This window comes from Bacillus paralicheniformis (genome assembly GCF_002993925.1).
Classification (GTDB): domain Bacteria; phylum Bacillota; class Bacilli; order Bacillales; family Bacillaceae; genus Bacillus; species Bacillus paralicheniformis.
The window spans coordinates 42,501-62,500 of record NZ_CP023665.1 but is presented as its reverse complement, the minus strand read 5'-3'; the positions used below and the strand labels follow the sequence as shown (position 1 = coordinate 62,500).

20 protein-coding genes, 1 tRNA gene, 1 rRNA gene, 1 other RNA gene and 1 other annotated feature (2 of these 24 cut by a window edge) are annotated in these 20,000 nt (G+C 46.3%); of the genes, 9 read left to right on the top strand and 14 right to left on the bottom strand.

The window, feature by feature from the left end; genetic code table 11:
• The 8 genes from CP943_RS00325 to tadA form a co-directional block, all read right to left on the bottom strand.
• Positions 1–1,312: ribosomal RNA gene (locus tag CP943_RS00325) — 16S ribosomal RNA — on the bottom strand (it extends 237 nt beyond the left edge of the window).
• 284 nt (positions 1,313–1,596) lie between these two features.
• Positions 1,597–1,863: a pro-sigmaK processing inhibitor BofA family protein gene (locus tag CP943_RS00320; RefSeq protein WP_025810906.1), complete on the bottom strand. Its 267-nt coding sequence runs from the start codon at positions 1,861–1,863 to the stop codon at positions 1,597–1,599.
• A 64-nt stretch (positions 1,864–1,927) separates the two neighbouring features.
• Positions 1,928–2,152, bottom strand: coding sequence for a YaaL family protein (locus CP943_RS00315; protein ID WP_023856407.1), 225 nt, complete (start codon positions 2,150–2,152; stop codon positions 1,928–1,930).
• Between the two features lie 20 nt (positions 2,153–2,172).
• Positions 2,173–2,769 (bottom strand): recombination protein RecR, encoded by a 597-nt coding sequence (gene recR, locus CP943_RS00310; protein WP_020449786.1) that lies wholly within the window; start codon positions 2,767–2,769, stop codon positions 2,173–2,175.
• A 13-nt stretch (positions 2,770–2,782) separates the two neighbouring features.
• Positions 2,783–3,106 carry a YbaB/EbfC family nucleoid-associated protein gene (locus CP943_RS00305; RefSeq protein WP_023856408.1) on the bottom strand — a complete coding sequence of 108 codons (324 nt, stop codon included), beginning with the start codon at positions 3,104–3,106 and terminating at the stop codon, positions 2,783–2,785.
• Positions 3,107–3,132: 26 nt separating this feature from the next.
• Positions 3,133–4,833: a DNA polymerase III subunit gamma/tau gene (gene dnaX, locus CP943_RS00300; protein WP_105980620.1), complete on the bottom strand. Its 1,701-nt coding sequence runs from the start codon at positions 4,831–4,833 to the stop codon at positions 3,133–3,135.
• Positions 4,834–4,962: 129 nt separating this feature from the next.
• An RNA gene (ffs, locus tag CP943_RS00295) (signal recognition particle sRNA large type) lies at positions 4,963–5,228 on the bottom strand.
• A 90-nt stretch (positions 5,229–5,318) separates the two neighbouring features.
• A complete protein-coding gene (gene tadA, locus CP943_RS00290; RefSeq protein ID WP_025810903.1) occupies positions 5,319–5,801 on the bottom strand; it encodes a tRNA adenosine(34) deaminase TadA in 483 nt (160 codons plus the stop codon).
• Between the two features lie 142 nt (positions 5,802–5,943).
• Here tadA and CP943_RS00285 point away from each other — a divergent pair, with 142 nt between their 5' ends.
• The 4 genes from CP943_RS00285 to CP943_RS00270 all read left to right on the top strand — a co-directional run bounded on the left by CP943_RS00285 (position 5,944) and on the right by CP943_RS00270 (position 9,135).
• Entirely contained in the window at positions 5,944–6,432 is a 489-nt protein-coding gene (locus CP943_RS00285; RefSeq protein WP_229128912.1) for a cysteine hydrolase family protein, read from the top strand.
• Positions 6,433–6,468: 36 nt separating this feature from the next.
• A complete protein-coding gene (locus CP943_RS00280; RefSeq protein ID WP_105980619.1) occupies positions 6,469–7,788 on the top strand; it encodes a glycoside hydrolase family 18 protein in 1,320 nt (439 codons plus the stop codon).
• An 85-nt stretch (positions 7,789–7,873) separates the two neighbouring features.
• On the top strand, positions 7,874–8,497 hold the full coding sequence (locus tag CP943_RS00275; RefSeq protein WP_026579013.1) for a deoxynucleoside kinase: 624 nt from the start codon (positions 7,874–7,876) through the stop codon (positions 8,495–8,497).
• Positions 8,494–9,135 (top strand): deoxynucleoside kinase, encoded by a 642-nt coding sequence (locus tag CP943_RS00270; RefSeq protein WP_020449778.1) that lies wholly within the window; start codon positions 8,494–8,496, stop codon positions 9,133–9,135. Before CP943_RS00275 ends, CP943_RS00270 begins: the two co-directional genes overlap by 4 nt.
• Positions 9,136–9,275: 140 nt before the next feature.
• Here CP943_RS00270 and CP943_RS00265 read toward each other — a convergent pair.
• Positions 9,276–9,368 (bottom strand) — tRNA-Ser (locus CP943_RS00265).
• A gap of 129 nt (positions 9,369–9,497) precedes the next feature.
• Between CP943_RS00265 and CP943_RS00260 the strand changes: the two genes are divergently transcribed.
• The 4 genes from CP943_RS00260 (at position 9,498) to CP943_RS00245 (ending at position 13,572) form a co-directional block, all read left to right on the top strand.
• On the top strand, positions 9,498–9,920 hold the full coding sequence (locus tag CP943_RS00260; protein ID WP_026579012.1) for an SMI1/KNR4 family protein: 423 nt from the start codon (positions 9,498–9,500) through the stop codon (positions 9,918–9,920).
• Positions 9,921–9,949: 29 nt separating this feature from the next.
• Positions 9,950–11,068: a CdaR family transcriptional regulator gene (locus CP943_RS00255; protein WP_035337531.1), complete on the top strand. Its 1,119-nt coding sequence runs from the start codon at positions 9,950–9,952 to the stop codon at positions 11,066–11,068.
• A gap of 89 nt (positions 11,069–11,157) precedes the next feature.
• Positions 11,158–12,426 (top strand): GntP family permease, encoded by a 1,269-nt coding sequence (locus CP943_RS00250; protein WP_105980618.1) that lies wholly within the window; start codon positions 11,158–11,160, stop codon positions 12,424–12,426.
• 15 nt (positions 12,427–12,441) lie between these two features.
• Positions 12,442–13,572 (top strand): glycerate kinase, encoded by a 1,131-nt coding sequence (locus tag CP943_RS00245; protein ID WP_105980617.1) that lies wholly within the window; start codon positions 12,442–12,444, stop codon positions 13,570–13,572.
• A 29-nt stretch (positions 13,573–13,601) separates the two neighbouring features.
• Here CP943_RS00245 and serS read toward each other — a convergent pair whose 3' ends face one another.
• From serS to guaB, 5 genes are all read right to left on the bottom strand, one after another.
• The gene (serS, locus tag CP943_RS00240) at positions 13,602–14,879 is read right to left on the bottom strand and encodes a serine--tRNA ligase (protein WP_026579009.1); all 1,278 of its coding nucleotides are present in this window, start codon (positions 14,877–14,879) and stop codon (positions 13,602–13,604) included.
• A gap of 57 nt (positions 14,880–14,936) precedes the next feature.
• Positions 14,937–15,156 (bottom strand) — a binding site (T-box leader).
• 51 nt (positions 15,157–15,207) lie between these two features.
• Complete coding sequence (gene pdxT / locus CP943_RS00235) at positions 15,208–15,798, bottom strand: pyridoxal 5'-phosphate synthase glutaminase subunit PdxT (protein WP_025810896.1); 591 nt, start codon at positions 15,796–15,798, stop codon at positions 15,208–15,210.
• Positions 15,799–15,819: 21 nt separating this feature from the next.
• Positions 15,820–16,704: a pyridoxal 5'-phosphate synthase lyase subunit PdxS gene (pdxS, locus tag CP943_RS00230; RefSeq protein WP_020449771.1), complete on the bottom strand. Its 885-nt coding sequence runs from the start codon at positions 16,702–16,704 to the stop codon at positions 15,820–15,822.
• A 186-nt stretch (positions 16,705–16,890) separates the two neighbouring features.
• On the bottom strand, positions 16,891–18,186 hold the full coding sequence (gene dacA / locus CP943_RS00225; RefSeq protein WP_031305058.1) for a D-alanyl-D-alanine carboxypeptidase: 1,296 nt from the start codon (positions 18,184–18,186) through the stop codon (positions 16,891–16,893).
• A 184-nt stretch (positions 18,187–18,370) separates the two neighbouring features.
• Positions 18,371–19,837, bottom strand: coding sequence for an IMP dehydrogenase (guaB, locus tag CP943_RS00220; protein ID WP_095293104.1), 1,467 nt, complete (start codon positions 19,835–19,837; stop codon positions 18,371–18,373).
• Positions 19,838–19,958: 121 nt separating this feature from the next.
• Between guaB and CP943_RS00215 the strand changes: the two genes are divergently transcribed.
• Positions 19,959–20,000, top strand: the 5' end (the start) of a protein-coding gene (locus tag CP943_RS00215) for a YaaC family protein (protein WP_075212997.1). It continues 936 nt past the right edge of the window; the window shows 42 of its 978 coding nt (coding positions 1–42); the start codon lies at positions 19,959–19,961; the stop codon falls past the right edge of the window.

Sequence of the window (20,000 nt, the reverse complement as noted above, 5' to 3'; positions counted from 1 at the left end):
CCGAACTGAGAACAGATTTGTGGGATTGGCTTAGCCTCGCGGCTTCGCTGCCCTTTGTTCTGCCCATTGTAGCACGTGTGTAGCCCAGGTCATAAGGGGCATGATGATTTGACGTCATCCCCACCTTCCTCCGGTTTGTCACCGGCAGTCACCTTAGAGTGCCCAACTGAATGCTGGCAACTAAGATCAAGGGTTGCGCTCGTTGCGGGACTTAACCCAACATCTCACGACACGAGCTGACGACAACCATGCACCACCTGTCACTCTGCCCCCGAAGGGGAAGCCCTATCTCTAGGGTTGTCAGAGGATGTCAAGACCTGGTAAGGTTCTTCGCGTTGCTTCGAATTAAACCACATGCTCCACCGCTTGTGCGGGCCCCCGTCAATTCCTTTGAGTTTCAGTCTTGCGACCGTACTCCCCAGGCGGAGTGCTTAATGCGTTTGCTGCAGCACTAAAGGGCGGAAACCCTCTAACACTTAGCACTCATCGTTTACGGCGTGGACTACCAGGGTATCTAATCCTGTTCGCTCCCCACGCTTTCGCGCCTCAGCGTCAGTTACAGACCAGAGAGTCGCCTTCGCCACTGGTGTTCCTCCACATCTCTACGCATTTCACCGCTACACGTGGAATTCCACTCTCCTCTTCTGCACTCAAGTTCCCCAGTTTCCAATGACCCTCCCCGGTTGAGCCGGGGGCTTTCACATCAGACTTAAGAAACCGCCTGCGCGCGCTTTACGCCCAATAATTCCGGACAACGCTTGCCACCTACGTATTACCGCGGCTGCTGGCACGTAGTTAGCCGTGGCTTTCTGGTTAGGTACCGTCAAGGTACCGCCCTATTCGAACGGTACTTGTTCTTCCCTAACAACAGAGTTTTACGATCCGAAAACCTTCATCACTCACGCGGCGTTGCTCCGTCAGACTTTCGTCCATTGCGGAAGATTCCCTACTGCTGCCTCCCGTAGGAGTCTGGGCCGTGTCTCAGTCCCAGTGTGGCCGATCACCCTCTCAGGTCGGCTACGCATCGTTGCCTTGGTGAGCCGTTACCTCACCAACTAGCTAATGCGCCGCGGGTCCATCTGTAAGTGATAGCCGAAGCCACCTTTTATAATTGAACCATGCGGTTCAATTAAGCATCCGGTATTAGCCCCGGTTTCCCGGAGTTATCCCAGTCTTACAGGCAGGTTACCCACGTGTTACTCACCCGTCCGCCGCTGACATCAGGGAGCAAGCTCCCATCTGTCCGCTCGACTTGCATGTATTAGGCACGCCGCCAGCGTTCGTCCTGAGCCAGGATCAAACTCTCCATGAAATAATGGAGCGCAGATTAAGTTCGTCACATCCTGTGACAACATCTGCATGACCTGCATCGTGCAGGCCCCTGACTACGCACATTCGCATGTGCGATTTATTTAATGAATTAACAGGTACGTTTGTCTTGTTTAGTTTTCAAAGAACTTCATCGCCGCTCTCAAAGCGACTATAATATCTTAACATTTAATCGTGATGTCGTCAACAACTTTTTTTCGAAAAAATTATTCGTCATCAGCGACGAATACTAATTTAACACCTTTAAATAAAATTGTCAACAAGAAATTATATTGCGATAAATTGTTTAATAACAATAAGAGCTGCTACACCGGGAACCCCCAATAATCCGCTCACTCCGGTTGTTACAATATTAATCGGCACGTGAATGCCCACGCTCTCGCCAAACAGATTCACACAGAATAAAAACAAAGCGCCGACTACAAATCTAACCGCTATTCTTCCGATTAATCGCAAAGGTTTAAATGATGTTTTTGAAAAAAACAACAGGGCAACCAAAGCGACAATTGCCCCGATAAAGATAACAGATCCCATGAATTCCATCACTCCTCGCTCGTTCTTGTACAAGCATATGATGGGAATCATGCGAATAGACCTGCTACTTCCAGCTGCCGATCCTTATATTTCTTTTTTTTGCTTCCCGCAAATAAAAAAAGTACTTTGACTCGGCAACCTTTAATTCGTAAAGAACTTCTGGCGAAGGCTCAAGACTGTTTTCAATCAGCCGCTTTTGCCTGTTCCATTCTTCCTTTTGATGGATCAGCTGTTCAATCAGCTTGTTATCAAATTCTTTTCTAAGCTTCTTTTTCCGAAGAAAACCCATGGTAATGCAATCTCCTCCCTCTACATTTCACGTCTGCCTTCAAGCGCTTTAGAAAGAGTGACTTCATCTGCATACTCCAAATCGCCTCCGACCGGAAGTCCATGGGCAATTCGTGACAGCTTGATACCAGACGGCTTTAAAAGCCTTGAAATGTACATGGCCGTTGCTTCTCCTTCTATATTCGGGTTTGTCGCGAGAATGACTTCAGTCACCTGATCATCCTGCAACCGTTTCAGCAATTCGGGTATTTTAATATCTTCCGGACCGATGCCGTCCATCGGAGAAATCGCACCATGCAAAACATGGTACAGTCCGCTGTATTCCTTCATTTTCTCCATAGCAATGACATCTTTCGGATCCTGAACAACACATATGACCGATTTGTCTCTTCTCGTATCTTCACAAATATAGCAAGGATCTTGATCTGTTATATGTCCGCAAACCGAGCAATATGTCAAATTGCGCTTTGCGTTTACCAATGCTTTTGCAAAATCTAACACGACGTCTTCTTTCATACTAAGAACAAAAAAAGCCAGACGGACCGCCGTCTTGGGTCCGATTCCTGGCAATTTCATAAAGCTGTCAATCAGCTTTGATATTGGTTCAGGATACTGCATTCTTATTTTCCTCCTAGAATAAACCCGGCATGTTCATTCCTTTTGTAAACTTACCCATCGTTTCATTTGTTACATCGTCGACTTTTTTCAAAGCATCGTTTGTCGCTGCAAGGACAAGATCTTGAAGCATTTCAACATCTTCAGGGTCTACGACTTCCTCTTTGATGATGACGTCGATGACTTCTTTTTGGCCGTTTACCTTAACAGTCACCATTCCGCCGCCCGCAGTACCTTCGAGTACTTTTTCTGCCAGTTCCTCCTGTGCCTTTTGCATATCCTTTTGCATTTTTTGCATTTGCTTCATCATTTTCTGCATGTTACCCATTCCACCGCGCATACTCAAATCCACTCTCTTTCATGTTTTTATTCTTTAATTTCAATCAGTTCCGCTCCGAACAGTTTTTTAGCTTCTGATACGAGCGGATCTTCTTCTTTCGGTTCATTTGCTTCAGAATCTTCCGGCTGATGATCCTGCAGAAATTCTTCTCTTATTTTACCCCATTGGGCTTCGTGAACGCCAACTATATCTATCCTTCCGCCGAGCATTCCATCCAAAATTTGCTCCAGATTTGTCCTGACTCCATTATTGTCTTCAGCTACCATTTTACAGTGAATTTCGTATTTGAATGCGAGGACAAATGCTTTTGAAGATGCAGCCACCGGCTCGCTGTCATTTAAAAGGGCAGCATGCGATACTTTATTCTGCTGTTTAAGCTGGGCAAGCAATTGTCCCCAGCAGCCCTTCAATTTTTCGAGGTCCGGTCTTGTAGCATCTTTTAATATTTCATGAATACGGCCGACAGGCGCTTTATATGCGCTTTTCACGCTTTTTTGCGGACGGGACGTTTCTTTAGGCTGGGCGGGAGCCGAAGAAACCTGTACACCTTGTGTTTTAAGCTTCTCAATCTCCTGCTCAAGCTGCCGAACCTTGTTGACGAGATTATCCACTTCCGGCTGTGCGGCCGCGGATGCCCCTGCTTTTGGTCCCTGGCAGAGCTTCACAACTGCAACTTCAAAGAAGATACGCGGATGGTTCGTCCATTTCATTTCCTGATGGCTTTTATTTAATATATCGATCATTTCGTAAAGGTCTGGTGCAGGAATTTGCCGGGACAGAGCTTGGAACTCTTCGTCCACCTTCACCTTTTCAAGAACGCCTTCTAAATCAGGCGCCGTTTGATAAAGAAGCATATCCCTGAAGTAGAAAATCATATCCTCGATTAATTTTGCCGGGTCTTTTCCCTGCTGGAGCAGTTCGTTCAATGTTTCCAAAGCGCCGGAAACATTTTTTTCGTGGAGGGTTGAGGCGAGCTTTCCAATATAGTGCTGTGACACAGCCCCTGTTATCAGCAGCGCATCATCCACCGTCAGCTCATCTCCGCTGAATGATACAGCCTGATCGAGCAGGCTCAGCGCATCCCTCATGCCGCCGTCGGCAGCACTGGCGATGATGTCTAAGGCGCCATCCTGCACCTTGAACTGTTCAGCTTCGACGATTTTTTCCATTCGTCCGACAATTGCCTGTGAGGTAATCCTCTTAAAATCAAATCGCTGACATCTAGAAATAATCGTTAAAGGAATTTTATGAGGCTCTGTTGTTGCGAGAATAAAGATACAATGTTCCGGCGGCTCTTCAAGCGTTTTTAGAAGGGCGTTGAATGCGCCGATAGAAAGCATATGTACTTCATCTATGATATATACTTTATACGTGACGGCAGACGGGGCAAATTTCACCTTGTCGCGGATGTCGCGTATTTCATCTACACCGTTGTTAGAAGCGGCGTCAATTTCAATTACATCTGAAATCGAACCGTTTGTAATGCCTTTGCACGCGGAGCATTCATTGCACGGTTCACTGACCGGAGCGTGCTCACAGTTGACAGCTTTGGCAAACAGTTTTGCGGCGCTTGTTTTTCCCGTTCCCCTCGGTCCGGAAAACAGATAAGCGTGCGAAAATTTCTTTTGTAAAAGGGCATTTTGCAACGTTTTCGTGATGTGCTCCTGACCGACTACATCTTCAAACAACTGCGGCCTGAACACTCTATATAAAGCCTGGTAACTCACAAACACGCCCTCCTCTTGTTTTCATCATTTCCATTATACATGAAGCAGCTTTCAAATCCAAAAGCTCTTCTTAAGAAAAAAACTCATCTATATTAAAATAGATGAGTTCTTAATTTGATGATTGATTTACCGTGCACCTTCTGTCGATTCGCTACCCTAAGCGTTACTTAAGCAGTTAGCTCAGCCCAGGCAACCCTGCGGCACATGGAAGGTTCCACTTAATGCTGCTTCCTTCCGGACCTGACATGGTTCATGGATTCCCATTGCGCAGGACCCAAGCGTCAACACCACTTGCTTAAGGCAGACCTTAAAGTAAACGAACCTCGAGAAAGGGATTCGGCCTCGCTCGAGCGGATTGCGAGTACAGGGCACCGCTACCTCCCCGCTTAGCACGGCAAAATAAATATCAAATTATTTAAGCTGCGTCTTCATGTGACGCACTCATTAGTATAACTTGTTTCACCCTAAATTGCAAATTTCCGTCATCACAGCTCCCTTTTCTTTTCCGCTTTCTTTTTTGCGCGGAGCTTTCTGAAAAAATCGCTTAGCATCCTGCCGCATTCTTCTTCCATTACGCCGCTTACGACTTCAGCCTGATGATTGAATCTCTCTTCCTGCAGGAGATTCATCAAAGTCCCCGCACAGCCGCCTTTCGGATCAGACGCTCCGAACACCACTTTGTCGATTCTGGAGAGAACGGCCGCTCCGGCGCACATCGGACATGGCTCAAGGGTAACGTAAAGAACAGATCTCTCCAGCCGCCAGGTTCCCAGCTTCCGGCATGCCTCTTCAATAACGAGCATCTCTGCGTGGGCAACCGATCTTTGCTCGGTTTCCCGCAAATTATGGGCGCGGGCAATAATTTCGCCATCCAGAACCAGTACGGCGCCAATCGGCACTTCGCCTTTTTCTTCAGCTTTTCTCGCTTCATTGATCGCTTCTTTCATATAAAACTCGTCTTGTGTCATCCGCATGCACTCTTTCAATGTTTTTCGCCCGACAGAATAGGCTAACTTATAGTTAAAGGAATATGCAATCTGAAAGGAGACAATCGCATTGTCCAATTCAGCTCTCATTATAGTCGACATCATTAATGATTTTCAATTCGATATGGGTGACGTTCTTTCCAAAAAGACCAGAAACATGACCGAGCATCTTCTGGCATTAAAAGAACACGCAGCCAAAAAGAAATGGCCTATCATATACATTAATGACCACTTTGGAATTTGGCAAGCGGATATTGCTGCCATTATCAAGAAATGCAAAAACGACAGAAGCGAATATATCATCGACCGGCTCGCACCGAATAACAACGATTATTTCTTAATCAAACCAAAGCACTCAGCTTTTTACGGCACCGCCCTTGAAACATTGCTGAATGAACTTCATGTCGACCATTTGATTATTACGGGAATCGCAGGCAATATTTGCGTGTTATTTACGGCAAACGACGCTTATATGAGGGAGTACGATATCACGATTCCGCACGATTGCATTGCCTCAAATAATGAAAAAGACAACAAATATGCGTTGACGATGATGGAAAATGTTCTGTTCGCCAATATTACGACGGCAAAAGAGATCACCGCCGAAACTTGAGCATGAAACACTTCCTTTCTTCATATAGTGGTAGCAATGAGAAAGGAGGCGTTTCCCATTCAGATTTATGTCGTGAAAAGAGGCGATTCCCTTTATCAAATCGCGAATCGCTACCGAACAACAGTTAATGAAATTGTCGCGACGAATGAAATTCCGAACCCGAATCGGCTTGTTGTCGGACAAACTATCGTGATACCGATCGCCGGCGAGTTTTATGAGGTCAGACAAGGAGATACATTAGCATTAATCGGAGCCCGCTTTAATATTTCTCCGGCTGAACTGGCAAGGATCAACCGCATTCAGGTTAGCGCTATTTTGCCTGTCGGGCTGCTGCTTTATATCCCCCCTCGGCCAAAACGGAACATTGAAACAAACGCTTATATTGAACCGCGGGGAGAAAGCGTCAGCCCCGCTCTACAGCAGGCGGCAAGAGAGGCTTCGCCATACTTGACCTATTTGGGTGCTTTCAGCTTCCAGGCGAAGCGGGACGGCACACTCGAAGAACCGCCGCTGAACAACTTAAAAGAAATTGCAGACAGACACCGGACTACGATGATGATGATCGTCACCAATCTCGAAAATGAAGCTTTCAGCGACGAACTCGGCAGAATCATTTTGACGGACCAGAATGTAAAAAACAGATTGCTTGATAACATTGTTGCAGCCGCCAGAAGATACGGTTTTAAAGACATCCACTTTGATTTTGAATACTTAAGGCCTGAAGACAGAGAAGCCTATAATCAATTTTTACGGGATGCACGGGCCCGCTTCAAACAGGAAGGCTGGTTCATCTCAACCGCGCTTGCGCCTAAAACGAGAGCGGATCAGCCCGGACAATGGTATGAGGCCCATGATTACCGGGCTCACGGAGAGATTGTCGATTTCGTCGTACTGATGACATATGAGTGGGGCTACAGCGGAGGGCCGCCGATGGCGGTATCGCCGATCGGACCCGTACGGGATGTGATCGAATACGCACTCACGGAAATGCCCGCCAGCAAAATCGTCATGGGCCAGAACTTGTACGGTTATGACTGGACGCTCCCCCATACGCCAGGCGGGCAGCTGGCCAGAGCAATCAGTCCCCAGCGGGCAATTGCAATCGCGAGTGAAAACAATGCGGCGATACAGTACGATGAAACAGCCCAGGCTCCTTTCTTCCGCTATACGGACAATGCCGGCAAACAGCATGAGGTATGGTTTGAAGACGCCCGCTCGATTCAGGCAAAGTTTGATCTGATTAGGGAATTGAATTTTAGGGGAATCAGCTATTGGAAGCTCGGCCTGTCCTTCCCGCAAAACTGGCTCTTGATAGCCGATCAATTTAATGTTGTGAAAGAAACGTTCCCAAGTTAAAGGAACGTTTTTTTCATGGCAGAAGATGATGATGTGATACAATATGTATGGTTCACAAATGAATTTCTTTAGTAGGAGGACACCTATGAACACAGCCCCTTTCATCGCTGTCGAAGGCCCCATCGGCGCGGGAAAAACAACCTTGGCCAGCATGCTCTCCGAAAAGCTCTCACTCTCTTTGGTTAAAGAAATCGTCGAAGAAAACCCTTTTCTTGATAAATTTTATGATGACAAAGATGAATGGAGCTTTCAGCTTGAGATGTTTTTCCTCTGCAATCGCTATAAGCAGCTTGAAGATACCGAAAAGAAGTATTTGCATCACCACATACCCGTTGTTTCGGACTATCATATTTATAAAAACCTCATTTTTGCTGAACGGACGCTGGAAGGCAAAAAACTTGAGAAATACAGAAAAATTTATCATCTGCTTACAGAAGATCTGCCAAAACCAAACGTCATCATTTACATAAAAGCAAGCCTTCCGACGTTATTGGAACGGATCAAAAAACGCGGACGGCCGTTTGAACAGGAAATGGACAAGCAATATCTGGAACAGCTCATCAATGATTATGAGGCTGCCATTAAGCAATTTAAAGAATCCGATCCGCCAATACCCGTTATTGAAATTAACGGAGATCAGGAAGACTTCGTGATCTCCGAAGCCGTTTTCAATCGAATTGCCGATCAAGTAAAGGAGTATATAGAATGAGTGTATATGCTATTCCGAAAGATGCTATCATTACTGTTGCCGGAACGGTAGGAGTGGGGAAATCCACATTGACAAAAGAGCTTGCAAAAAGACTCGGATTTAAAACTTCCCTTGAAGAGGTTGTGAACAACCCTTATTTGGAGGCTTTTTACCAAGACTTTGAACGCTGGAGCTTTCACCTGCAAATTTTCTTCTTAGCGGAACGCTTCAAAGAGCAAAAATACATTTACGAATCGGGCGGCGGATTTGTTCAAGACCGTTCAATTTATGAAGATACAGGCATTTTCGCCAAAATGCACGCCGATAAAGGCACAATGTCAAAAGTCGATTATAAGACGTATACAAGCCTGTTTGAAGCGATGGTCATGACGCCTTACTTCCCCCGCCCCGACGTTTTAGTCTATTTGGAGGGCGATTTGGAATCGATTCTCGACCGCATCAAAAAACGCGGACGAGAAATGGAAATGTTAACCGACAGATCGTATTGGGAAGAAATGTACACAAGGTACGAAAACTGGATCAGCGGCTTTAACGCCTGTCCGGTTGTCAGAGTCAATATTGATGAATACGATCTGTTCAACAACTCTGCCTCCCTCGATCCAATCATTGAAAAAATCAGTGAAGCTATTCAAAGATAAACAAGCAAAAAGAGCGGATTCCCATGAAGAGCCGCTCTTTTTTTGCTTGTGCATATAAAAAAAAACCGCTGCCCTATCCAGGCAGCGGCAACACAATCTCCAATTTATGCTTAGTCAATCACTAAAATGCAAATCAATAATGGCGGAGGAAGAGGGATTCGAACCCCCGCGGGCTTTGACACCCCTGTCGGTTTTCAAGACCGATCCCTTCAGCCAGACTTGGGTATTCCTCCGTATCGACAAGAATTAATATAACATGTCCTATCTTTTTAAGTCAAGAGATTTTTTCATAAAAAATTTATTTTATTGTTCACGCTTCTCATTATATGCAAAAATAATGATAAACGCAAAGGGTGATAGCATTGTGGAAACATTTTATAGAACGTTTACCTCAAGATTACACGCTGAACAGACCTATTGAAACAGAGGAGCTTCAGAAAGCAGAAGAACTCCTCGGCGTCTCTTTTCCAGATGAACTGGTCAGCCTTTTAAAAACGACAGACGGCATTAATGATACATTCGGGGATCATCTCATTTGGCCTGCATACAGAATGATAGAAGAGAATCTAGACATGAGAAGCACCGACTTTTTTAAGCCGTTCGATTGTCTGTTATTTATAGCAGGTGCGGGCAATGGCGATTTATTTGCTTATTCGATTTTTAACGGCTCTATACGGAAAAATGATATTTATGTTTGGAATCATATAGACGACAGCCGAATATGGGCCGCATCTTCTTTAAAACCTTTCATAAAAGGCTGGATCGACGGAACAATCACCATTTAAAACAAGATCTTAGGCAGGAGCATGATGAAATGAATTATCTATCAAAAGAATTGGCGGAGGAAATTGTCGACAGGACCATGTCGATTATTCGGCACAACATTAATATGATGGATGAAAACGGGGTTATCATCGCCTCAGGAGACCGCTCGAGAATTGGTGATGAACACGCCGGAGCGAAGGACGCACTTGCAGCTGAAAGGGTTATCAGCATCACGCCTGAAGAATGCTCGGCTTTAACGGGAACAAAGCCCGGCGTAAACCTTCCCATCGTATTTCATGATGAAATAATCGGCGTTATTGGAATCACGGGGCCGCCTTCTGAAGTCAGCCGATATGGTGAACTTGTTAAAATGGCAGCAGAGCTGACTGTCGAACAGGCATTTTTAACAAAACAGCTGACATGGGATCAAAGGCTCCGGGAAGAAACGGTCATCCAAATGATTCAGGGGGCCGACCTAGCATCCCTTGACTTCCTTGAACGTGCGGAGCGATTGAATATACCGCTAGACGGCCAGCGTACTTGTCTTGTGTTTGAGCTGCCATCCGCTGATATGAAGCCGGCATTTATTAAAAAACTTGAAAAACATTTAACCGCGAAAGATTTGTACGCCAATATTTCTTTAAAAGAGATCACAGTTATTCTGGCAGGCGCTCCCGCTAAAAGCAGGGCTGATCTCTTTTCATCTTGGAACGGCTGGCTCAGCCAATGGAAAACGGTCAGAGGCGCGCTTGGCGAGCAGGCGGATCAGCTTGAGCAGCTGCCATTCTCCTATCAAAGTGCAAAACAAACGCTCAAGATTGCTAAAAACAGCTCTAGTTTATACGATTATCGAGAGTTTGCGATCCCCGTTCTGTTATCAAAAATAGAGCGTCCGGATCAGGAGATTCATTTTCAAAACATCTGGGACCGCCTTTCCCAAGCAGATCAAAAGGGCGAATTAATCCATACCCTCCTCTGCTATATAGAAGAAAATGGCGAAATTGGGGAAACTTCATCAAGACTCTTTATTCACCGCAATACATTAAACTACCGGCTGAGAAAGGTTGAAATAGCGACAGGATGCAATCCAAAACGATTTGACGACCTATTCAAACTGTATACAGCCATTACGCTTTTTTCACCATTTTGTGCAAATGAACAATTTTAATATAGGATAAAGGAACGAAATCCGTATACCTGACCAATTCTCCCTTGTACAGAAAGCGTTTACAATGGGACGTAAGGGAGGGTATGCAGATGGATATTCAAATCAATGCAATAGGCGCCTTATGCGCATTAGCCATATCAATCTTTCTCATTCTGAAAAAAGTCCCGCCGGCTTACGGCATGATGATCGGCGCATTGGCCGGAGGCTTAATCGGCGGCGCAGATTTAATAGAGACGACGGATTTGATGATAGCGGGTGCTAAAAACATGATTCCTGCTGTACTCCGCATCTTGGCAGCAGGGGTGCTCGCCGGCGTTCTGATTCAATCCGGCTCCGCAGCGGTGATTGCAGAAACCATTGTCAATAAAATTGGAGAAAAAAGAGCGCTGCTTGCTTTAACATTGGCGACAGCCATCTTAACAACGGTCGGCGTATTCGTCGATGTCGCCGTCATCACAGTCGCACCGATCGCCCTTGCGATTGCGAGGCGGACCTTTATCAGCAAAGCGGCCATTCTGTTGGCGATGATCGGCGGAGGAAAAGCGGGCAATATTATGTCGCCAAACCCTAATGCCATTGCTGCTTCAGATGCCTTTCACATCCCTTTGACATCCGTGATGGCCGCCGGGATCATCCCCGCTATATTTGGACTGGGCGCCACTTATTTACTAGCAAAACGCCTTTCAAATAAAGGAACAGGAGTAGCTGCAAATGAGATTGAAACCCAAACGGCTCAACAACTGCCGGCATTTTGGGCGGCGATCAGCGGTCCGATGGTCTCCATCCTGTTGCTCGCCTTAAGGCCCGCGGCAGGAATTACGATTGATCCAATTATCGCTTTGCCGGCGGGAGGCCTCGTCACTGCGATTGCATCGGGACAAGCGGGCAAACTGAAGGATTTTGCCGCTTCAGGATTGTCGAAGATGTCAGGTGTTGCCGTGATGCTGATCGGGACTGGAACGCTTGCGGGAATCATCGCCAACTCCCAACTCAATTCTTTCATTACCGACACCCTTGTCGGCTTGGGTCTGCCGTCGTTTCTCTTAGCTCCCATTTCCGGCATGCTGATGTCGATGGCAACCGCCTCAACAACCGCCGGCACAGCTGTCGCCAGCAGCGTATTCGGCCCGACATTGCTTGATCTTGGCGTCGCCGGCCTCGCAGGTGCGGCAATGATTCACGCCGGAGCAACGGTGCTCGATCACCTGCCTCACGGAAGCTTTTTTCATACGACGGGAGGCAGCGTCTTCATGTCCATGAAAGAACGGTTAAAGCTGATTCCATATGAGTCAGTCATCGGCTTAATCCTAACCATTATCTCAACTTTGATTTTTGGAATTTTTCAATTCTTTATTTAAAAAGGAGCAGGTACCATGAAAATCGTAATCGCACCTGATTCATTTAAAGAAAGCATGACATCGCTTGAGGCGGCTAAAAGCATTGAAAAAGGCTTTAAAGCGGTTCTGCCTGACGCCGAATACGTCAACATTCCGGTTGCTGATGGAGGCGAAGGAACCGTTCAAGCTCTGATTGACGCCACCGGAGGAGACATCGTACAGCAAACGGTCACAGGCCCTCTCGGGAAGCCGGTAAAGGCGGCTTACGGCCTGCTTGGCGACGGAAAAACGGCTGTCATCGAAATGGCTGAAGCGTCAGGCCTTCACCTCGTGCCCCCTGAACAGCGGAATCCCCTGTTAACGACAACGAGAGGAACCGGAGAACTGATTCTCAATGCTGCGAAAAAAGGGGTGTCCAACATCATCATCGGACTCGGCGGAAGTGCGACAAATGACGGCGGAGCGGGAATGGCTGCAGCACTGGGTGTGAAGTTTCTAAACCGCAATGGAGAAGAGATTGAAAATGGGGGCGGTGCATTAGCTGAGATTGCCAAGATCGATGTGAGCGGCCTCAATCCTCAGTTAAAGCATATCCACTTTGAAGCCGCCTGTGATGTCGATAATCCTCTTACGGGACCTCGCGGAGCCTCCGCCGTATTTGGGCCGCAAAAAGGGGCGAACAGTGAAATGACTGCTCTTTTGGATCAAAACTTAAAACATTATGCTGCTGCAGTCAAAGCAGAGCTGGGGTGCGAAATCGATTCAATTCCGGGAGCAGGAGCGGCCGGAGGATTAGGAGCAGGCCTCTGTGCCTTTTTAAAAGCGGAATTAAAAAGCGGAGTTGACATTGTTTTAGATACTTTGTCTTTTTCCGAACGTATTAAAGGAGCCGATCTTGTCATTACGGGTGAGGGAAAAATAGACGGCCAAACAGTCAGCGGAAAAACGCCGGCCGGCGTCGCAAAACGCGCCCGCAGCGAGAATATTCCCGTTATTGCATTTGCCGGATCGCTCGGTGAAGGCTGCGAGCTTGTTTATGATATCGGCATTTCCGCTCTCTTTTCGATTGTGCCAGGGATCAGCTCCTTGGAAAACGCCCTTGCCGATGGAAGTTCAAATCTTACCCGCTGTGCCCGAAATGTAGCCGCCGTCTGGTCTCTCGCATAAAAAAAAGCGCGCCTCTTGGCGCGCACTTTTTATGGTTGAATAACATCTCTGTTCCCCATGTATGGACGAAGCGCTTTAGGAATGATGACGCTCCCGTCCTCCTGCTGGTAATTTTCCAATAATGCGGCAACCGTTCTGCCGACAGCCAAGCCGGAGCCGTTTAAGGTATGGACATGCTCAGGCTTTCCTTTTGCTTCCCTTCTGAATCTGATATTCGCCCGTCTCGCCTGGAAAGCTTCGAAGTTACTGCAAGATGAAATTTCACGATATGTGTTTTGGCTTGGAATCCATACTTCGATATCGTATTTTTTCGCAGCGGTAAATCCTAGATCGCCCGTACACATGCTCATCACACGATAAGGAAGCTCAAGCAGCTGAAGAACTTTCTCCGCTTGATTTGTCAGCTTTTCAAGCTCTTCATATGAATCCTCAGGCTTCACGAATTTCACCAGTTCAACCTTGTTAAATTGGTGCTGGCGAATCAAACCGCGCGTATCACGGCCAGCTGAGCCTGCTTCTGAACGGAAGCACGCACTGAACGCCGCATAATTGATCGGCAACTCGTCAGCTGACAAAATTTCATCGCGATGCAGGTTCGTAATTGGCACTTCTGCCGTCGGAATTAAGAAATAATCTTCTTCCCTGATTTTAAAGGCATCTTCCTCAAATTTCGGCAGCTGTCCGGTGCCTGTCATGCTTGCGCGGTTCACCATGTACGGCGGGATGACTTCCGTATAGCCGTACTCGTCTACGTGAAGATCAAGCATAAAGTTATACAATGCCCGTTCAAGTCTGGCGCCTAGCCCTTTATAGAAAACGAAACGGCTTCCCGTAACCTTGCCTGCCCGCTCAAAATCAAGAATATCCAACTGATCGGCAATATCCCAATGAGGCTTCGGCTCAAATGAAAATCCGGGGAGTTCGCCCCATTTGCGAACTTCCACGTTGTCGTCTTCAGTCTCACCGACCGGAACAGACTCATGGGGGATATTCGGGATAGACAGCATGATTTTATCAAGTGAAGATTCGACCGTTCTCAGCTCTTCATCAAGTTTTTTAATGTCTTCACCGACTTCGCGCATTTCTTTAATGAGGTGGTCAGCATCTTTTTTCTCGCGCTTTAAAGCGGCAACCTGCTGAGATACCTCATTGCGCTTTCCTTTCAGCTCTTCCACTTTGACGATCAATTCTCTTCTCTTTGTATCCAATTCCTCAAATTGATCAAAATCTGATAAATCTTCTCCTCTGTGGGCAAGCTTTTGTTTGATTTCTTCCAAATTTGCCCGCAGCAGTTTGATATCAAGCATCTGCCTCGCTCCTTTTATACTGATTTGACCGAAAAAAAGAGCCCTTGTCCCCTAAATATAAGGGACGAGAGCTCTCGCGTTGCCACCCTGATTGAAAACAGGCGTCTTCCTCCTGTTTTCCGCTTCATTTTGATAACGGTTCTCCCGTAAATGCCTACTTTGACTGTTCAGCATTTCGCTCAAGGATGGATTCGGACAGCATCTTTCGCCGATTCGCACCAACCATCGGCTCTCTTGGAAAGAGAGGCTTCCTACTGCTTCCTATCAACGCTTTTCGATCTATATTGTCTTATAAATGTACTACAAGTTTTAACAGCTTTCAACCGTTTTATACGACGGCTTCCTGTTTATGCTTTTCCGCCATCTCGACAAATAATTTCGTCATTCTATGGTCATCCGTCAGCTCAGGGTGGAAAGAACAGCCGAGCAGATTTCCTTGTTTGGCAGCGACGATTCTACCGTTGTGCTCCGAAAGCACTTCCACATCTGCGCCCGCTTCCAAAATGTGCGGAGCGCGGATAAATACGCCTGTAAACGGTTCGTCAAGTCCTTTAACGGTTAAATCCGCTTCAAAGCTGTCCACTTGTCTTCCAAAGGAATTCCGTTCGACGGTTACATCCAGAACACCAAGATGGGCATCATTCGCTCCGGCGATATTCTTCGCCAGGATAATCAGCCCAGCACAAGTTCCAAATACCGGCTTTCCGGATGCGGCAAACTCCTGAAGGGGCTTCATAAACTGATACGTATCGATGAGGCGCCTCATCGTCGTGCTTTCCCCTCCCGGCAAAATCAAACCGTCGATTTCCTTTAACTCTTCCGGCCACTTAATGACTTTTCCGGCTGCTCCGCATGCTTCAATTGAGCGAATATGTTCTCTTACTGCTCCCTGAAGTCCAAGTACACCAATTGTCAGCATGTCAATCCGTCTCCTTCGTGTTTACCAGCCGCGCTCTTGCATACGCTGTTCTGGCAGCAGATTTGAGATTTCAATCCCTTTCATCGCAGTTCCAAGCTCTTTTGATAGCTCGGCAATCAGTTTGTAATCCGTGTAATGCGTCGTCGCTTCAACGATTGCTTTCGCGAATTTAGCAGGGTTGTCGGATTTAAAAATACCGGACCCTACGAATACGCCGTCAGCGCCAAGCTGCATCATTAAAGCAGCATCAGCAGGTGTTGCCACACCGCCGGCAGCAAAGTTTACAACAGGAAGGCGTCCTTCGGCTTTAATTTCCTTCAACAGCTCATACGGAGCGCCGAGGTTTTTCGCTTCTGTCATCAGTTCGTCATCGCTCATGCCGACTACTTTGCGCACTTGAGCATTCACCTTTCTCATATGGCGGACAGCTTCCACAATATTGCCCGTACCAGGTTCGCCTTTCGTACGAAGCATTGAAGCTCCTTCTGCGATCCGGCGCGTCGCTTCTCCGAGGTCGCGGCATCCGCATACAAATGGAACGGTAAATTCGTTTTTATTTAAATGAAATTCTTCATCCGCAGGAGTCAAAACTTCACTTTCATCAATATAGTCAACGCCGAGCGCTTCAAGAACACGCGCTTCAACGATATGCCCGATGCGGGCTTTCGCCATAACCGGGATTGAAACAGCGTTCATCACTTCTTCGACAATTGTCGGATCTGCCATGCGGGCAACTCCGCCTGCCGCACGGATATCAGCCGGAACGCGCTCCAGCGCCATGACTGCGACGGCTCCTGCTTCTTCTGCGATTTTTGCTTGTTCGGCATTGACAACGTCCATAATGACGCCGCCTTTCTGCATTTCTGCCATACCGCGTTTTACGCGATCAGTACCTGTTTGAGCCATTTCAAGGATCCCCCTAATCAAAGATTGAATTGTCAGATTTAATCCTATTGTATCCTATAATTCCACAAAATCATATGAAAAACACGAAGATTATTTCTATTTTAATAACAAATTGTTAGGATTGTAAATGGTAATTCTATCTGAATATGACAATAAAGAGCCCTATCAGATAGAGCCCTTTATTGATTAAAACCAGCCGGTTACCATTTCAACAATGCTGTTCCAAATACCGGCAAAAAAGCCGCCGATGCTTCTCATCGTTAAAATAAACCAGTTTGCTTTCTCATCATCTTCTTTTGTCACGAGGTTTACACCTGATACATCGCTGCCGAGAAATCCGTAGTCCTTTTCTTCTCCCTTATAGGAGGCCGTCAAGGTACCGACTTTCTCACCTTTTTTAACAGGTGCGGTCAGCTCGTCTTTGTTCAGCGTCACTTTCGCCTTGTAATTCTTTTCTTCACCGTTCTTCACAGGCATTGAAAAGGCTTTTTCCGTTACGACGCCGACTTCAGTTTCTTTCCCTTTGTCGACTGTGACCGTTTCGTTGCCTTTCACTTGTGCGCCTTTTGCGTAAAACTCTTTCATCGTGAAGTTATCAAATGCATAATCAAGCATTTTTTTCGTTTCTTTAAATCGTCCCGTATGAAGGTCGCCTTTCGCATTCATAACGACGGAAATCACTCTCATGCCGTTTCTTTCGGCAGTAGCCGTAAAGCATGATCCGGCAGAGTCCGTTGAGCCGGTTTTCAGCCCGTCCACACCTTTATATTCCTGAACTAGGCCTTTCAGCATAAAGTTCCAGTTCGGCATGTCCATTTCATCGTCTGTGCCTTTTCTGAACTTCGTTTTGGCAATGCTCGCCGTATCGAGGATTTCAGGATAATCGCTTACTAAATGATCGGCAAGGAGCGCCATGTCTCTCGCAGATACTTCATTTTCTTCATTGGCATTTGTTCCGCTCGGATGTTTGCCGTGAAGATCCTTGTTTTCCAAACCTGTAGCATTCACAAATTTGAAATCTTTCATTCCAAGCTCTTTGGCTTTTTTATTCATTAACTCTACGAACTTTGATTCAGAACCGGCAACGATTTCAGAAAGTGCAATAGCCGCCGCGTTTGCAGAGTAAATTGCAGTCGCCTGATAAAGCTCTTTTACAGTGTATGATCCGTCTTTACGAAGAGGAACATTCGATAATGAACGATCTTGGGAAATCTCGTATACATAATCGTCAGGCGTGTACTTCTGATCCCATTTCACTTTGCCTTCGTGAATCGCTTCCAACAGAAGATACTCCGTCATCATTTTGGCCATGCTGGCAACAGGAAGACGCTGATCGGCATTTTTGCTGTACAAAATTTTCCCCGATGAAGCTTCCACCAAGATTGCTGCTTTCGCGTCTACATTAATTGGATCATTTGCGGCTTTTGCTGTCGACATAGGAGAAAATGCACCTACAGTCACGGCAAAAGCAACGATCAACATGATCAGCTGCTTTATTCTCTTGCTTTTCAAATCGTGATACCTCCGCTTTTCATCAGACTAATAATCTATATCAAAGCCTTTTAAGACATTTTTCAAACACAACATTATAAATTTTATCATAAGGAAGCAAAAAAAAATAGACAGAGTATTACTCTGTCTACGGTTTAATTTTTGTCATATTTGATTAGGAAATGGTATAGTTAGGCGATTCTTTGGTAATTTGTACATCGTGAGGATGGCTTTCCCGCAGGCCTGCACCTGTCATGCGGATGAACTGCGCATCTTCCCTCAGTGCGTGCAAATCTTTTGTTCCGCAGTACCCCATGCCGGATTTCAAACCGCCGACAAGCTGATAAACTGTGTCGGCAACCGGACCTTTATAAGGCGTACGGCCCTCAATGCCTTCCGGAACGAATTTTTTGTTTTCCTCTTGGAAGTAGCGGTCTTTGCTTCCTTTTTCCATTGCAGCTACTGAACCCATACCGCGATAAACTTTAAAGCGTCTGCCTTGGTAGATTTCAGTCTCGCCTGGGCTTTCGGATGTTCCGGCAAGAAGGCTTCCAAGCATGACGGCATGTCCGCCGGCAGCCAAGGCTTTGACGATATCTCCGGAAAACTTGATGCCGCCGTCTGCAATAATCGCCGCACCGTGTTTTCTTGCTTCAGTCGCACAATCGTAAATCGCTGTCACTTGCGGAACACCGACACCGGCCACTACGCGGGTTGTACAAATAGAACCCGGTCCGATACCGACTTTAACTACATTTGCTCCGGCTTCGATAAGCGCTTTTGTTCCTTCGGCAGTTGCGACGTTGCCGGCAATGATATTTAATTCAGGATAAGTGTCGCGGATTTTCTTAACGGTATCCAAGACACCTTGTGAATGGCCGTGCGCGGTATCAACGACGATCACATCGACATTGGCTTCCACAAGCTTTCTGACGCGTGTCATTGTGTCACCTGTTACACCAACCGCTGCTCCAACCAATAGGCGGCCGTGAACATCCTTCGCTGAATTCGGGAATTCGATTACTTTTTCAATGTCTTTAATCGTAATAAGCCCTTTTAAAACACCTTGATCATCTAAAAGAGGGAGTTTTTCGATCTTGTATTTTTGAAGAATTTTTTCCGCTTCATCCAGGGTTGTACCAACAGGAGCCGTAACAAGCTCTTCTTTTGTCATAACATCGCTGATCTTCATGGAGTAATCAGAAATAAATCGCAGATCACGGTTTGTAATAATTCCAACCAGCTTCTGATCCTCTTCATTGTCAACAATCGGAACACCGGAAATTCTGTATTTGCCCATCAAATGTTCTGCATCAAAAACTTGGTGCTCTGGCGTCAGGAAAAACGGATTTGTAATAACGCCCCGCTCTGAACGTTTGACTTTGTCAACCTGCTCAGCCTGCTGTTCAATCGACATGTTTTTGTGGATAATGCCCAATCCGCCCTGCCGTGCCATCGCGATGGCCATTTGAGCTTCTGTCACTGTATCCATGCCTGCACTAATAATTGGAACATTCAGCTTAAGGGACGATGTAAGCTCAACCGATAAATCCACGTCACGCGGAAGTACCTCCGATTTAGCCGGAACGAGCAATACATCATCAAATGTTAAGCCTTCTTTCGAAAATTTGCTTTCCCACATTAGTAAATCCCCCTCTTTTCGGCAAAATATTATATGTAGATTATCAACTTGAATACCCACTGTCAAGAAAGCGGGAAACAGTTGTAATTTTTAGAAAATAACCATAAGGGAAGTGGAGTACATGCAAGATAAAGGATGGAAGGATTTAAAGCTGTTTTATTCG

Excerpts from the sequence above, each read along its gene's own strand:
- guaB (WP_095293104.1), bottom strand. The coding sequence starts at position 19,837 with ATGTGGGAAAGCAAATTTTCGAAAGAAGGCTTAACATTTGATGATGTA.
- CP943_RS00270 (WP_020449778.1), top strand. The coding sequence starts at position 8,494 with ATGAGTGTATATGCTATTCCGAAAGATGCTATCATTACTGTTGCCGGA.
- CP943_RS00280 (WP_105980619.1), top strand. The coding sequence starts at position 6,469 with ATGAGAAAGGAGGCGTTTCCCATTCAGATTTATGTCGTGAAAAGAGGC.
- CP943_RS00320 (WP_025810906.1), bottom strand. The coding sequence starts at position 1,863 with ATGGGATCTGTTATCTTTATCGGGGCAATTGTCGCTTTGGTTGCCCTG.
- CP943_RS00275 (WP_026579013.1), top strand. The coding sequence starts at position 7,874 with ATGAACACAGCCCCTTTCATCGCTGTCGAAGGCCCCATCGGCGCGGGA.
- serS (WP_026579009.1), bottom strand. The coding sequence starts at position 14,879 with ATGCTTGATATCAAACTGCTGCGGGCAAATTTGGAAGAAATCAAACAA.
- pdxT (WP_025810896.1), bottom strand. The coding sequence starts at position 15,798 with ATGCTGACAATTGGTGTACTTGGACTTCAGGGAGCAGTAAGAGAACAT.
- CP943_RS00305 (WP_023856408.1), bottom strand. The coding sequence starts at position 3,106 with ATGCGCGGTGGAATGGGTAACATGCAGAAAATGATGAAGCAAATGCAA.
- CP943_RS00255 (WP_035337531.1), top strand. The coding sequence starts at position 9,950 with ATGAATTATCTATCAAAAGAATTGGCGGAGGAAATTGTCGACAGGACC.
- dacA (WP_031305058.1), bottom strand. The coding sequence starts at position 18,186 with ATGTTGATCGTTGCTTTTGCCGTGACTGTAGGTGCATTTTCTCCTATG.
- CP943_RS00315 (WP_023856407.1), bottom strand. The coding sequence starts at position 2,152 with ATGGGTTTTCTTCGGAAAAAGAAGCTTAGAAAAGAATTTGATAACAAG.
- CP943_RS00245 (WP_105980617.1), top strand. The coding sequence starts at position 12,442 with ATGAAAATCGTAATCGCACCTGATTCATTTAAAGAAAGCATGACATCG.
- pdxS (WP_020449771.1), bottom strand. The coding sequence starts at position 16,704 with ATGGCTCAAACAGGTACTGATCGCGTAAAACGCGGTATGGCAGAAATG.
- tadA (WP_025810903.1), bottom strand. The coding sequence starts at position 5,801 with ATGACACAAGACGAGTTTTATATGAAAGAAGCGATCAATGAAGCGAGA.
- recR (WP_020449786.1), bottom strand. The coding sequence starts at position 2,769 with ATGCAGTATCCTGAACCAATATCAAAGCTGATTGACAGCTTTATGAAA.
- CP943_RS00285 (WP_229128912.1), top strand. The coding sequence starts at position 5,944 with ATGGGTGACGTTCTTTCCAAAAAGACCAGAAACATGACCGAGCATCTT.
- CP943_RS00250 (WP_105980618.1), top strand. The coding sequence starts at position 11,158 with ATGGATATTCAAATCAATGCAATAGGCGCCTTATGCGCATTAGCCATA.